This window comes from Komarekiella delphini-convector SJRDD-AB1, assembly GCF_014831675.1.
GTDB lineage: Bacteria > Cyanobacteriota > Cyanobacteriia > Cyanobacteriales > Nostocaceae > Komarekiella.
Genome location: NZ_VJXY01000005.1, coordinates 1 through 14,089 on the forward strand (window position 1 = coordinate 1; position 14,089 = coordinate 14,089).

Genomic DNA, 14,089 nt, shown 5'->3' on the forward strand with positions numbered 1-14,089 from the left:
AGTGAACCACGAGTCCGTAAACGCCGCCCAAAAGCTTACCCCTTAATGACCAAACCCCGGCATGAGTTACGCAAGCAATTGCAAACAGCTTAAACCACAAGTGTTTCGGCTTTTCTTAGTGCCATTCTAGTCAGTTACAGAATCAACTGTTCCGTTGGCATCACTGTCCTCGCTTACCGATATCACGTTGCCTTTAGTATCGTAGGTATAAATGGTGAATCGCTTGCCGTTATAAATGGAATCAGAGCTTACGGTTATTAGGTTGCTCTTGGCATCGTAAGTATACTTGCTGACAAAATTAACTACGCCGTTACTATTGGAGTCCTGATATAATAAGTTGCCTTTGGCATCATAGATAGAGGTTCCGATGGAGTCAACTGTGCCGTTGGCATCACTGTCCTCGTTTCCAGATGTCACATTACCTTTGGCATCATAAGTAATAGTAGTACTATAATTAGCCCTACCATCGCCATCGTAGTCAATACTGCTGCGTATGAACTTGTAAGTGATAATTGAATCTGCTATGCCATCGCTGTTTTTGTCAATCTTCTCGGTGATCAAGTTGCCAAAGTCATCGTAGGTATATGTTGTAGTAGAAGCCATTAATTTATTTTCGTGTTTTGGATACTATTACTGATTGTAGTGAGTGCTAAATTACTCTGTTGACGAATTAATATATGTCAATAAATTGAGCTGTTGATGTGAGCAAAGATAGTAAAACTATCGGAAAACCAAATTTTGCTTAACTACATCTATTTTGATAAATGTATTTTTTAGTTAAAGATAAAAATAAGTTTATTATTATCATTCATTAGATGCAAATAATATGGTATTGTGCGCGTTGCTGAATCAAGGGATGAAATAGCACTGAAATTAAAAACTCCTGATACTCTCTGCGTCTCTGCGCCTCTGCGTGTTACGCCAAAAAAACCTGTCATAAACACGCTTTTTGTATCTTTCAAAATATTATTCTGTGACTTTTTTGCTAATAGAGATATTGCAATGCAACATCTCTACATTAAATTTTCACCAACTCAAGTTAAACAATAGACAGCGCACCTAAATTACCACCTAAAGACGTTTCTACATTACTACTCCAATAAGTAATCTCAATGATGGCGTCAGTGGTGGCATTAAACCCATTTGTCGAATCGTTGAGAGCTAAAAAAGTTCGCTGATTATCACCTGTACCAACGCCAAATGTTGCCGCTTTATTGGCAGCAAAAGTAGTTGTATTCAATAAACTTTGAATTTTAGCCTCAGTCAAAGTGTTAATCTGGCCAAATTGGACAATATTAGCAGCATCCACGGCTAATGGTGCATCGATAGTATCTACACCAATCTTGAAGTCTTGAATCACATCAAAATTAGACAGTAACGAATCACTTAACGACTCAAACACAAATTTATCACGCCCCTTACCGCCAATTAGGATATCTGCGCCACCAGCACCAATGAGTGTATCATTACCGCTGTCACCCGATAGTTTATCATTGCCGTCAAATCCTGAGAGTTGATCATTTCCGTTGCCACCATAAAGTAGGTCATTGCCATCAAATCCCACCACATCATCATTACCATTACCACCAGAGATATAGTCATCTCCCGCTAATCCCAAAAGTTCATCGTTACCGTCGCCACCATAAATTTGGTCACTGCCAGCATCACCAATCAGCTCATCATTATCGCTGCCACCTTTAAGGAACAAACCCTCTACTGGATTATCACTATCAATAATCTTTGATACGACTTGACTAATGCGAGTATCTAGCAAGTAGTAGCGCTCAACAATATTGCTGACTACAACTGTATCGTAGATATAGCTAGCAATAGCATCAGTGATGCCATCATTATTGTTATCAATCTTCTCAGATATCAGCTTGCCGTCAGCATCATAGTTATAGGTAGTGAGTGTGTCGATGATGCCGTCGTTTCCATTATCAAAATTCTTGGTTGTCAACTTGCCGTCAGCATCATAGCTGTAAGTGGTGACTGAATCAGTGAAACCATCATTGTTATTATCAATCTCCTCAGATATCAGCTTGCCGTCAGCATCATAATTATAGGTAGTGAGTGCGTCGATGATGCCGTTGTTGCCATTATCAAAATTCTTGATTGTCAACTTGCCGTCAGCATCATAGCTGTAAGTGGTGACTGAATCAGTAATACCATCATTGTTATTATCAGTCTGCTCAGATATCAGTCTGCCGTTGATACCATAGCTGTAAGTGGTGACTGAATCAGTAATGCCATCGCTATTGTTGTCATCTTTTTTGCTTGTACGACCAAAGGTAGTCGTTATATTAGGCACACCGTTAACACCGCTCAAGGATGCTAAGTTACCGTATGTATCATAGGTATAGCTGGCGCTACTGACAATAGTGCCGTCGCCATTCAAGTCATAGCCGACTGATGTTAACTGACCGTAAGCATTGTAAGTAAAAGTGTTGACGATATAGTCAGCTTTACCGTCGCCATTGTTATCAGAGCCTACCGATGTTTGGTTTCCGTTAACATCGTAAGTATAGGTCGTAACAAAGTCAACTTTACTGTCGCCATTGTAGTCAGAGCTGACCGATGTCTGGTTGCCGTTAGCATCGTAAGTATATGTATAGACTTGCTCAAGCTTGCCGTCGCCATTGCTGTCTTCGCTATAGAATATCTGGTTGCCGTTGGTATCGTAAGTATAAATCTTGATTTGCTCAGGCTTGCTCTCATCATTGTTGTACTGCTTCTCAGATGTGCGGTTGCCGTCGGCATCATAAGTATAAGTAGTGACGTTGACTTGATAAGGAATACCGTCGGCATCGTAGTATTTAGTACTTTTGGAGGTTTGATTGCCGTCGGTATCGTAAGTATAGATTGTGATATCATCACCTCTGCCATCCTCATAATCATTGGTTTCGGATGTCAGATTGTCGTTGATATTGTAAGTATAAGTGGTATTTTGCTCAAATTTGCTACCGTCTTTATAAAGATTACTTGTACGAGCGGATGTTAGTCTACCGTTGGCATCGTAAGCATAGGTGTTAGCATAATCAACTGTGTCGTTGCCACCGAGCCTGGATATTAATTTGCTTTTAGCATTGTAGGTATCGGTGTAGAATAAATCATCAGCTACACCGTCGCCATCGTTGTCTATACTTTCGGATGTGCGATTACCATTGGCATCATAGGTATAAATAGTAGTACTATTACCAATTGTTACGGTTGTGCGATTGCCGTCAGCATCATAGGTATAAGTGACAAATTCAGGCGTACTGTTGCGCTCATAGACAGATGTCAGGTTGCCGTTGGCATCGTAAGTAGCAGTATAAAATACTTCATTAGCTATATCGTCGTTATCTTCGCCATAGTTATAACTCCCAGATATACGATTACCTTTGGTATCGTAGGTATAATAAGTTAAGATAGCGTCCTCAAGGCTACTAAATATGACGTTGTAGGTGATGACCGAGTCTGCTATCCCATCACCGTTATTGTCAATGCTTTCGGATATGAGAGTACCGTCAGCATTGTAAGTATAAGTTGTAGTTAATGCCATTACTTGTATTAAGTTTACTAGAGATAATTATTGATTGTAGCCAGTACTAAATTACTCTATTTACAAATTAATAAATAGCAATAAATTGAGCCGTTGATGTGAGCAAAGATAGTAAAACTATCGGGGAAAAAATTTTGCTTAACTACATCTATCTTGATAAATATACTTTTTAGTTAAAGATAAAAATAAATTTATTATTAGATGCAAAGAATATGGTAATATATATTTTGACGCCAGATATAAAATCGAGGAGCGATCGCTTCACTACTCAACTTCCATAAAGCGATTTATCAACTCTAACAATGCATATCCGTCTTAAAAATTTCAAACAGAATATAAAAATAGTAGAGACGTTGTAATGCAACGTCTCTACTACATCAAATTTCCACCAACTCAAATTAAACAATAGATAGCGCACCTAAATTGCTATCCAAAGACGTTGCTAAATTACTACTCCAACCAGTAATTTCAATGATGGCATCATTGGCGGCGTTAAATCCATTTGTCGAATCGTTGAGAGCTAAAAAAGTTCGCTGATTATCACCTGTACCAACGCCAAATGTTGCCGCTTTATTCGCAGCAAAAGTAGTTGTATTTAATAAACCTTGAATTTTAGCCTCAGTCAGAGTGTTAATTGTGCCAAATTGGATCACATTGCTGGCATTCACGGCTAATGGTGCATCGATAGTATCTACACCAATTTTGAAGTCTTTAATCACATCAAAATTAGACAATAATGAATCACTCAAAGACTCAAACACGAACGCATCACGTCCATTACCTCCAACTAAGATATCGCCACCAGCACCGCCGATGAGGGTATCATTACCACTGCCAGCGTCAAGTCTGTCATTGCCGTCAAATCCTGAGAGTTGATCATTCCCGTTGCCACCGTAAAGTAGGTCATTGCCATCAAATCCCACCAAATCATCATTACCATTGCCACCGTAGAGAGAGTCAGACCCAGCTAATCCCAAAAGTTCATCATTACCGTCGCCACCAGAAATTTTGTCATTGCCAGCATCCCCAATCAGTTCATCATTACCATTGCCACCATTGAGGAGCAAATCCGCCACTGGATTGTCATTATTAACAATTTTTTCTACAAGTTGACTAACGCGAAAGCTGATAACGTAGTCACGCTCAATAATCGTATTTTCCGCTGTATCGTAGATGTAGCTAACAATACTATCAGTAACACCATCATTGTTGTTGTCAATCTCTTCTGATATCAGCTTACCGTCAGTATCGTATTTGTAAGTAGTGAGCGTATCAATGACACCATCATTATTGTTATCAGCCTGTTTAGAAATTAGCTTGCCGTCATCATCATACCTGTCCGTAAAAACTGCATCAGTCTGACTATCGCCGTTATTATCACTAGTTACGCTTGTGCGATCGTATACTCTAGTAAACTCCGCACCGGAATCAAGAGAAGAAGATACTAGATTGCCGTAAGTATCGTAAGCATAAGTACCAATGAGGTTGTAATAGTTTACTAGTGTTAAACGACCGTAGGCATCATAGGTATAAGTAAAGGCGAGTTCATCAGCTTTGCCGTCACCATCATAGTCGTTGCTTAAGGATGTCAGGTTACCGTTGGCATCGCGCGTATAAACGTAACCTTCTCTAACCTGGCCATCATCGTCGTAATATACGGCGGAAGTCAGGTAGCCGTTGGCATCATACGTGTAGGACTCAGAACTGGTGGATATGAGGTTGCCGTTGGCATCGTAAGTTGAGGATGCAGATATGGGGTTGCCGTTGGCATCATAAATCTCATAGCTGTAAGTAGTAACTTCGTCAATGATGCCATCGTTATTATTGTCAAAGTTCTTGGTTTTCAGATTGCTATCGGCATCATAGCTGTAAGTGATGATAGAGTCAGGCTTGCGATCGCCATCGTTGTCAATACTTTCGGATGTCAGGTTGCCCTTAGCATTATAAGTGTAGATGATTGTATCAGTATTACCATCGCCATCCTTGTCATAACTTTCGGATGTCAGGTTGGCCTTCGCATCGTAGGTGGCAGTGTAAACTACAGTTTCATCGATGCCATCGTTGTTGTAATCAATACTTTTAGATGTTAGATTACCGTTGGCATCGTAGGTATACATAGAAGCAGACTCAAACGTGCCGTTGTTATCGGAGTCAATTCTTTCGGATGTAACGTTGCCCTCAGTATCATAAGTATAAGTGACAAACTCAGGCGTACTGTTACGATCATAAACGGATGTCTGCTTGCCGTTGGCATCGTAGGTAGCAGTATAGAATACATCTTCACCTATACCGTCACCATCTCCGTCATAGCCTGCGGATGTCCGATTACCTTTGGCATCATAGGTATAAATAATGGTGGGGAAGAACCCATAGGTGTCAGATATGATGTTGTAGGTGATGACCGAATCTATTATCCCATCGCTGTTTTTGTCAATCTTTTCGGTGATCAGGTTGCCGGAGTCATCGTAGGTATAAGTTGTAGTTGAAGCCATTACTTGTATTTAGTGTATTAAAGATAATTGTTGATTGTACTAAGTGCTCAATTACTTATATTGAGTAATTAATCTTTTGCAATAAATAAAGTGATTAATATAACCAAGTTTGATGGAGTAAAATCATTTTCATACTTAGACTAAATTAACTTACTCTACCTTGAGGATAGTTTTGTGATCAATACAAGAAAATAAAGTTCACTCTCCAGATAGATGCACAAAATTTTTAATATTTAGCATTACGGTATGTAAATTATGAAAGCGATCGCTTCCCTACATGACTTCTATGCAGCAATGAATAAGCTTTAGGTAAGTTATATCTATTCCCAACCTTTACACTTTTATAAGTGAGGTTCAATCACCTTAAAACTCACACTGCCATTTTGCGTTTATTTTCTCGGAAAACTTTGAATGTAATAGGGCAATCTGGAGTTTGAAAAACTTTGTCTTCGCTCAAAGCCAACCAGAGAACCCACTTTTTAGGATTTATGCCTAAACATACATAAGAGTATTTTCTATTTTCAATACACCAATGATAATTAATATCTTTAAGAAATTCAGTCTTTAATTGCTCAAACATAATTTCCCAATCAGGGCAAATATTTTGAAGCTTGTATTTAACCCAGTCTTTCACTTCAGAAGAATTTAACCACTCGGACAATTCATCCGCTGTTGGATGAAGGTTCCTATATTGAGAATCTAAAAAATTTCTTAATTTTGATTTTAGCATTGATTTTTAGGAGATAATTCAACTCTTTAACAGTGGAAAATCAATACAAAATGATTTCTCATTAACCACAGATAAACACAGATAAACACCGATAAGTTTGTACCTAAGCTGACTAATGAACGCTATAATAAATAATTTAGTATATAACTGTCTGTAGAAACAAAAAGTAATAAAGTGAATAAGACTTGAAACTACTTTTCTAATTAAAGCAGCAACAATCTAACTCTTGCAGATTCTCTTTGTTATTTGTGTAAATTTTCTGTGTAAGTTTCTTGTTATTTTCTTTGTAAGCGTCCATCTTCCATGTGAACAATGCGATCGGCAATATCTAAAATCCGGGCATCGTGAGTTACAAGTAAAACTGAACAACCTTCTTCTTTTGCAAGACGTTGAATAATGTCAACGACATCGCGACCAGTTTTGCTGTCTAGTGATGAAGTAGGTTCGTCTGCTAGTACTAATTTTGGCTGAGCAACCAACGCTCTAGCAATTGCCACTCGTTGCTTTTGTCCGCCTGATAATTTGTCTGGGTAATTATCTACAAGTTCGCCTAATCCTACAGCTGCTAACATGCCTACAGCGCGGTGTCGATACTCCTGTTTGGGAATTTCTGGATGTAGCTTTAAGGACATGCGGACGTTACCATAGGCAGAGAGGCACTTAAGTAAGTTGTGATGCTGGAAAATAAAGCCGATTTGGTTTCGTACTTGAGTTAACTGGTTTTTGTTAGAACCCCGTAGTTCTTGACCAAGGATTTTCAGACTTCCATCCTGCACCGATCGCAATCCGCCAATTAGTGTGAGTAATGTTGTCTTACCACCACCAGAAGGGCCTGTGAGGATAACAATTTCCCCCGGATAAATCACCAAATCCACATCACTCAGCACAGGCTTACGCAAAATCCCTTGACCGAAAGCATGATTGAGGTTGCTAACAGCGACAGTCGGTTCCATAATACTAATTCGTAATTCGTAATTCGTAATTTGTAATAACGATCAATAGCGAAACGTTAGCTTTAAAACACATCAGCCGGATCGGCAGAACGAAGTTTAGTAGTGGCGATCGCACCAGAAACAGCACACATTACAATGGTTAGGATGAACACTTGAATAGCAACACTCGCCTTCATCGCCAAGGGAATTCGCGTGAGTGTTACGAGTAATTGATAGATACCAACTGAGGCGATAAAGCCAGGAATAAATCCCATTACACCCAAAATCACAGCTTCTTGTAGTACTACTAATAATAGAGAGCGATCGCTATAACCCATAGCTTTGAGAGTGGCATATTCTGACAGGTGATCGCTAACATCAGAGTAGAGGACTTGATAGAGAATAATCACCCCCACAACAAAGCCGACAATTGTACCAAACTTGAGGATGATCCCCTCTGGCTGTGAACCGTAAAATTGCTGCTCGCGTTGAATTAATTCTTGATGAGTAAATACCTCCACCTCTGGCGGAAGACGTTGACGCAGTTGTGCTTGGACTTTGGTTAAATTTGCACCTTTTTCCAGGGTAACTACCCCTAGCCGCGCTTGATTGAGGCTATCTTGACCATTCCGCTGAGCGTAATTCCAGTCACTCATAATCACGTTCCCTTTATCATTCATGGTGCTACCCATGCTGAAAAGTCCAACTACATGGGTGCGGCGATTTTCCATGAGAGTTGCTAACTCTGATCTTTTAGCAAGTGATTGAGGAATTTCACCTAAAGAAGCTTGCGATAAGCGGTCAAATAATACCGCATCTGGTGCAGTCAATTTTGCTAGTTGCTGATTTACTTCTGGTAATTTCAACACAGAAGAATGGGCAGGATTGAAAGCAATAACCCTAACTTCGTTACCAAAGAAACCCCGTCTGCGAGGTATTTTTTGGTTAGAGTTATTCGGTTTAGATAATTGATTGGGATTTACCCAATTTGCTCTATTAATATAGACAGGGCTAACAGCAGAGACACCATCTACCGCAGTTGCTTGATAAATGTAAGCACGTGGAAAAGATATTCTAAACTGTAAACTAGGACTGTATGAGGATACTAATAATAAATCTCCTCCTAAACTTTCATGAAGTCTGGTTGTTCCTTCTGTTAGCATTGCTAGGAGTCCTAACTGTGTGAACATCAGAATATTGGCAAAGCACACGCCTGTAGTTGCTACAGCTAAGCGTACTTTTTGATGAGACAACTGCGACCAAGCTAGGGGAGTTTCTAACGATAATTTGAGCGGGGGGAATTTCATGATTTCAGGTTCCTGATTTGGGTAAAAAATTACCTTTTAACGAACCGCCAAGGACGCCAAGGACGCCAAGAGTAGAAAGAGAAGATTTGAGATATTGCTGAATAAGTATCAAAGCCTAAAATTCATTCTCTCAAACTTTTACTCTCTGCGACTCTGCGCCTCTGCGTGAAACAAAATTCATATTTCCACTCAACAACGCCACATTTTACTAATCATTAAGAAGCCGCAACGTCAATCTTGACTCGCACTTGCATCCCAGTTAAAGCGGCTACTTTTGAAGTATCTTCTGGGTGAATGCGGATTTTAACTTCCACTACACGAGCATTAACATCGTTAGTTGGATTATTTTGGTCTTGATTTAAGCGGGTTTTACCAATCTGCAAACCAATCTGATCGACTTTACCCCGGATATCGCCACTAAAGCCGCCGTACTCGCTGTTAATTATCGCTTGCTGTCCTAGACGCACCTTGACGATATCAGTTTCGTAGACTTCTGCGATCGCATACATCTGTTTTGTTTGTCCTAATTCTGCAATTCCCTCTTGGGTATTTACCTGTTCTCCAACACGGGTATTGAGCCGTAAAATCTGCCCAGCGACGGGAACTCGCACTTGGGAATCTTCTAATTGAGCTTTTTGCTGTTCTACCTGGATTTGAGCTTGCTCTAATTCAGCTTTCGCAATCTCAACATCAACTGGGCGCACTTCCTGCAAGCGCTTGAGATTCGCCTTTTCTTTAGCAAGTTGTGCTTGTACGGTGGATGTGGTGTTGTCTAACTCGGCCTTATTTTGCGAAAGAACTGCTTTTGCTCGATCAAATTTCTCTTGGGCGTCGTCTAACTCAGAGCGCTTGATAGCTCCTTGGTGAGCTAAAGTCACATAGCGTTGATATTGCAGCTGAGTATTGCGGATAGTTGCTTGGGCTTGGGCGATAGTTGCTTCTCGCTGTTTGGTTTCAGTTCGTAGGCGGGCTTCTAATTCAGTAATAGCAGCACGTTGGGCAGCAATTTCTCCCTGTTTAAAATCTCCTTGCTGAATTTTAAGCAATTGCGATCGCTTAATTATCACATTTGCTTGAGCATCCCTAAGTTGTTGTTCAGCTTTGTTCTGTCCTTGAAGAATGGCAATTACCTGATTTGCCTTGACAAAATCACCTTCCTTTACCAGGATTTGGTTAACACGGCTATCTTGGGCATTAACTACAGAAATCTTAATCACGTCTCCTTCTGGTACTAACTTTCCTAAAGCTACTACCCGGCTGGAGGTAGCAACTTCAGTCTGTACCGGAGCATCACGAGGATTATTTTGTGCTTGTATAGAACCGCAAGCGACAGATAACGTGGAAAGACTGATGATAGTTGTGTAAGTCACACACTGCCGAAGCACGACAGATACACCTTGCTGAAACTGAACCATAGCTAATGGGAGCATCATAGCTTTTGGCATTATGTTTTGATGTTTACGTCAAGCCACAAACATGCTAAGAGGCAACGTCTACAAGGAAATACAGACTCCAGGTGTATTTATAAGGTTCCCACGAATAAAATTGCTGACTATCAGCGATGATAATATCGATTCTCAATTGAATGTATCACATAGTCAGTATCATGCCGAAATTTGATAATCAACTAGAAACTTTTTATGCCACAAATCGCCAAAAATGGCGGGAATGGTTGGAGAAAAATCATCACACCTCTATTGGTATATGGCTCATCTACTACAAAGTTAAAAGTGGTAAGCCAAGCGTTCAATATAGCGAAGCTGTGAAAGAAGCTTTATGCTTTGGTTGGATTGACAGTAAAGTCAAATCGTTAGATGAAGAACGTTATATGCAAATATTTACACCCCGAAAATCAAAAAGCGTATGGTCAAAGTTAAACAAGAAATATATTGAAGAACTTATCGAACAAAATTTAATGACGGATGCTGGTTTGAAAAAAATTGAAGTTGCTAAACAAGATAACTCCTGGAACACATTAGACGCTATAGAAGAGTTAATTATTCCAGTAGATTTAAAGCAAGCATTAGAAGCAAACGAAACTGCTAACAAATATTTTCAGGCATTTAGTAAGTCATCCAAAAAGAATATACTCTTTTGGATTGAAAGTGCCAAACGTCCAGAAACAAGGTTAAAAAGAATTGAGCAAACTATAAGCTCAGCTACACAGAATAAAAATCCATTAGTATTATGATGACAATGTATAGCAAAGTGCTGAAGCGCGGATAGCTAGCGATACGCTAACGCTCTACTCTTCCATAACAGGCGATCGCCCCAATGAAATAAATAGACCTCTTGCATGAATCAGATTATGAACAGCCATAACACTATTTATTTGTGAGGCTGCACCAAATTTTCTTGACTTATTCTTTCTTTGTTTCTTTGTGTCCTTTGTCTTGAAAAGTTCTGATGCCTACGGCAACCCCTTCGGGGAACGGAGGAAGCCTCCGCTCAGACTTTTCGCTGCGCCTTTGCGGTTCGTTCCTCTTTTCAAATATTCGTGCAAGAGGTCTCATCTAATTTCTTCCCGTCTAAAAGCTCGTTCCGAGTTTAAGATGCTCACTACTTATTTCGGGGAGCGCATTTGCTATTTCGGGGAACACATTTGCTATTTTAGCGAGTGCATTTGCTATTTCGGGGAACACATTTGCTATTTTAGCGATCGCATTTGCTATTTTGGCGAGTGCATTTGCTATTTTGGCGAGTGCATTTGCTATTTCGGGGAACGCATTTGCTATTTTAGCGATCGCATTTGCTATTTTGGCGAGTGCATTTGCTATTTTAGCGATCGTCATTACTGATTGAGTTAATTATGGTACAGTATAAATACATATATAGTCTTAGTTTTTATGTTTTAATTAAAGCCATAAAAATACGCTTATCACGCAGAAAAGTATCCGAATATCTTGAAAAAGAACTATTCAAGAAATATCTTCTATGTCTTTAAAAACTCGCGGTTCTGCTGCTGTAGACAAAGCTCAACGTCGTCTTGCTCAGCTTAAATCCATTCATGAGCATCTGGATTTAGGGCACGGATTAACCATTGAAGTTTATGCCCACCTAATCGATACTACCCGTGCCATGCTAGAAGCCCATAATACGCTTTTGTCTAATCTTGAGGAATCTCGTAAGACAATCACGCAGATGGATAGAGCACTCTCGGAATTGTCTGAGAGAATGCTCACTGGAGTCGCTACTATATACGGCAAAAACAGCATAGAGTATTCAAAGGCAGGCGGCTCTAATCGAAAGCGGGCTAAACAATCTAGTTCACAAGTTCCTTCAGTTGTAGCGGTTCCTACCACTCAACCCGCTCAAAGTATAATTGCAAACAAGTCAACTAACGGCAAGCGCGGTTAGCTCTTGCTTTACAGCTAAATAGGCGTGTTCATCTACCTCAATACAACCTTATCTTAAAACTATTGTATTGCTGAGGTCTAGATAATCTTTGGCAAAATTGCAAATTGAATGTTTATACCGATTCAATTAATAATTGCAACAAATCCTTTGGTAGAGACGTTGCAATGCAACGTCTCTACTAATGTCATCATAGAAGAAGCAAGAAACGAGCAAAGACAATGCAAAAACAGCTTAAGCAACTAGTTGTATCTGATCCAACAGTGATGATGGGAAAACCTGTAATTGTCGGGACACGCATCACCGTTGAGTTAATTCTAGAAAAGCTAGCTGCTGGCGAAACCCCAGAACAAATTCTAGAATCTCATCCACGACTCACACGCGAAGCTATTCAAGCAGCTTTAGCATTTATCTTTGCATCAACAAATTTTTCAAGAAATATGAGACGATAGAAACATTAGAACAGTCAAAAAAACGTGAGTCAACAAGAGAAACTCTTAGCTAAAATCCAATCAGGTACTTCTGATACAGATATTCCTTTTGCTCAACTGTGGCAACTCTTATATAGTTTAGGCTTTGATGAAAGGATTCGTGGTAATCACCGCATCTTTGTCAAACAAGATGTTGAGGAGATATTGAACCTACAACACAAAATAGGAAAAGCCAAAAGCTATCAAGTTAAGCAAGTTCGCGCAGTGATTCTCAAGTATCAGCTAGGAATTAAAAATGATGCTTCACTATGAAATTATTCTCTATTGGAGTGAAGAAGATACAGCATTTATTGCCGAAGTACCAGAATTACCAGGCTGTGCTGCTGATGGCGAAACTTATCAAGAAGCACTGCAAAATGTAGAAATTGTTATGCAGGAATGGATAGAAGTGGCTAAGGATTTAGGGCGTCAAATTCCTCAACCGCGACGGCGCTTAATATCTCTAGCAAAGGATAAGGAATAGGGAATGGGGGCCCCCTCTGGGGATAAGGGGGAATGGAAATTGGAAACAAAGAATAGGGGATTATTAACAGGCTTTAAAAGTATAAATTTGTATCTCCACAAATATCAAACAAATGATAGAAGTATTTGAGTAATTACAATTAAATAATAGGTTTATTAATTCGCAGCCCCATGATAACTAAGTCCCGTTCAACGTCATCAATTTCTGCGATTTTAGGTAAATGCCCCCAATTTTGAAAGCCAAATGTCTCAAACAGCTTTAAGCTGGGTTGATTATGAGCAAAAATGAAGCCTACAAGGGTCTTTATACTTAAATTAGGACTTTCGCTAATTGCTTTTGCTAAAAGTTGCCGTCCTAAACCACGTCGATGAAAAGCAGAAGCAATGTAAATACTAATTTCGGCAGTTGTATTATAGGCTGGTCGCCCATAAAATGATTGGAAACTGAGCCACCCAGCAATTACTCCTTCTACTTCGATTACCCAAAGTGGGCGTTGTGAAGGCGATCGCCCTTTAAACCAAACCAAGCGACTTTCCACAGACACAGGTTCTAAATCAGCGGTTGCCATACGGCTAGGAATTGCAGCATTATAAATTGCCACAATTGCAGGTAAGTCAGTTTCAGTGGCGTGGCGAATAGTCATTGCTACAAACAGTAAACAGTAAACAGTAAACAGTAAACAGTAAACAGTAAACAGTAAACAGTAAACAGTAAACAGTAAACAGTAATCAGTTAACTGTTAAATAAGATTTTAATTATTAACCTAGAAATTCATT

At 39.6% G+C, this 14,089-nt stretch carries 14 protein-coding genes; 5 read left to right on the forward strand and 9 right to left on the reverse strand.

Going from position 1 to position 14,089, the window contains the following annotated elements:
• Positions 1-126 precede the first annotated feature (126 nt).
• The 7 genes from FNW02_RS06340 to FNW02_RS06370 all read right to left on the reverse strand — a co-directional run bounded on the left by FNW02_RS06340 (position 127) and on the right by FNW02_RS06370 (position 10,438).
• Positions 127-603: a hypothetical protein gene (locus FNW02_RS06340; RefSeq protein WP_191756718.1), complete on the reverse strand. Its 477-nt coding sequence runs from the start codon at positions 601-603 to the stop codon at positions 127-129.
• A 436-nt stretch (positions 604-1,039) separates the two neighbouring features.
• A complete protein-coding gene (locus FNW02_RS06345; protein WP_191756719.1) occupies positions 1,040-3,544 on the reverse strand; it encodes a bluetail domain-containing putative surface protein in 2,505 nt (834 codons plus the stop codon).
• A 398-nt stretch (positions 3,545-3,942) separates the two neighbouring features.
• Positions 3,943-6,036 carry a bluetail domain-containing putative surface protein gene (locus FNW02_RS06350; RefSeq protein WP_191756720.1) on the reverse strand — a complete coding sequence of 698 codons (2,094 nt, stop codon included), beginning with the start codon at positions 6,034-6,036 and terminating at the stop codon, positions 3,943-3,945.
• A gap of 370 nt (positions 6,037-6,406) precedes the next feature.
• Complete coding sequence (locus tag FNW02_RS06355) at positions 6,407-6,766, reverse strand: hypothetical protein (RefSeq protein ID WP_191756721.1); 360 nt, start codon at positions 6,764-6,766, stop codon at positions 6,407-6,409.
• A gap of 275 nt (positions 6,767-7,041) precedes the next feature.
• Positions 7,042-7,719 carry a DevA family ABC transporter ATP-binding protein gene (locus tag FNW02_RS06360; RefSeq protein ID WP_191756722.1) on the reverse strand — a complete coding sequence of 226 codons (678 nt, stop codon included), beginning with the start codon at positions 7,717-7,719 and terminating at the stop codon, positions 7,042-7,044.
• A 62-nt stretch (positions 7,720-7,781) separates the two neighbouring features.
• Entirely contained in the window at positions 7,782-9,005 is a 1,224-nt protein-coding gene (gene devC, locus FNW02_RS06365; protein ID WP_191756723.1) for an ABC transporter permease DevC, read from the reverse strand.
• Positions 9,006-9,220: 215 nt separating this feature from the next.
• Complete coding sequence (locus FNW02_RS06370; RefSeq protein WP_225225476.1) at positions 9,221-10,438, reverse strand: efflux RND transporter periplasmic adaptor subunit; 1,218 nt, start codon at positions 10,436-10,438, stop codon at positions 9,221-9,223.
• A gap of 173 nt (positions 10,439-10,611) precedes the next feature.
• On the opposite strand from FNW02_RS06370, the gene FNW02_RS06375 reads away from it, so the two are divergent.
• Entirely contained in the window at positions 10,612-11,196 is a 585-nt protein-coding gene (locus FNW02_RS06375; protein ID WP_191756724.1) for a YdeI/OmpD-associated family protein, read from the forward strand.
• 337 nt (positions 11,197-11,533) lie between these two features.
• Here FNW02_RS06375 and FNW02_RS06380 read toward each other — a convergent pair whose 3' ends face one another.
• The gene (locus FNW02_RS06380) at positions 11,534-11,797 is read right to left on the reverse strand and encodes a hypothetical protein (protein ID WP_191756725.1); all 264 of its coding nucleotides are present in this window, start codon (positions 11,795-11,797) and stop codon (positions 11,534-11,536) included.
• 142 nt (positions 11,798-11,939) lie between these two features.
• On the opposite strand from FNW02_RS06380, the gene FNW02_RS06385 reads away from it, so the two are divergent.
• The 4 genes from FNW02_RS06385 to FNW02_RS06400 all read left to right on the forward strand — a co-directional run bounded on the left by FNW02_RS06385 (position 11,940) and on the right by FNW02_RS06400 (position 13,313).
• A complete protein-coding gene (locus tag FNW02_RS06385) occupies positions 11,940-12,362 on the forward strand; it encodes a hypothetical protein (protein ID WP_191756726.1) in 423 nt (140 codons plus the stop codon).
• A 218-nt stretch (positions 12,363-12,580) separates the two neighbouring features.
• Entirely contained in the window at positions 12,581-12,811 is a 231-nt protein-coding gene (locus FNW02_RS06390; protein ID WP_191756727.1) for a DUF433 domain-containing protein, read from the forward strand.
• Positions 12,812-12,835: 24 nt separating this feature from the next.
• Positions 12,836-13,102: a type II toxin-antitoxin system HicA family toxin gene (locus tag FNW02_RS06395; protein WP_191756728.1), complete on the forward strand. Its 267-nt coding sequence runs from the start codon at positions 12,836-12,838 to the stop codon at positions 13,100-13,102.
• Complete coding sequence (locus tag FNW02_RS06400; protein WP_191756729.1) at positions 13,086-13,313, forward strand: type II toxin-antitoxin system HicB family antitoxin; 228 nt, start codon at positions 13,086-13,088, stop codon at positions 13,311-13,313. The genes FNW02_RS06395 and FNW02_RS06400 overlap by 17 nt, the downstream gene beginning before the upstream one ends.
• Positions 13,314-13,452: 139 nt before the next feature.
• Here FNW02_RS06400 and FNW02_RS06405 read toward each other — a convergent pair whose 3' ends face one another.
• Entirely contained in the window at positions 13,453-13,956 is a 504-nt protein-coding gene (locus FNW02_RS06405; protein ID WP_191756730.1) for a GNAT family N-acetyltransferase, read from the reverse strand.
• Positions 13,957-14,089: the final 133 nt, after the last annotated feature.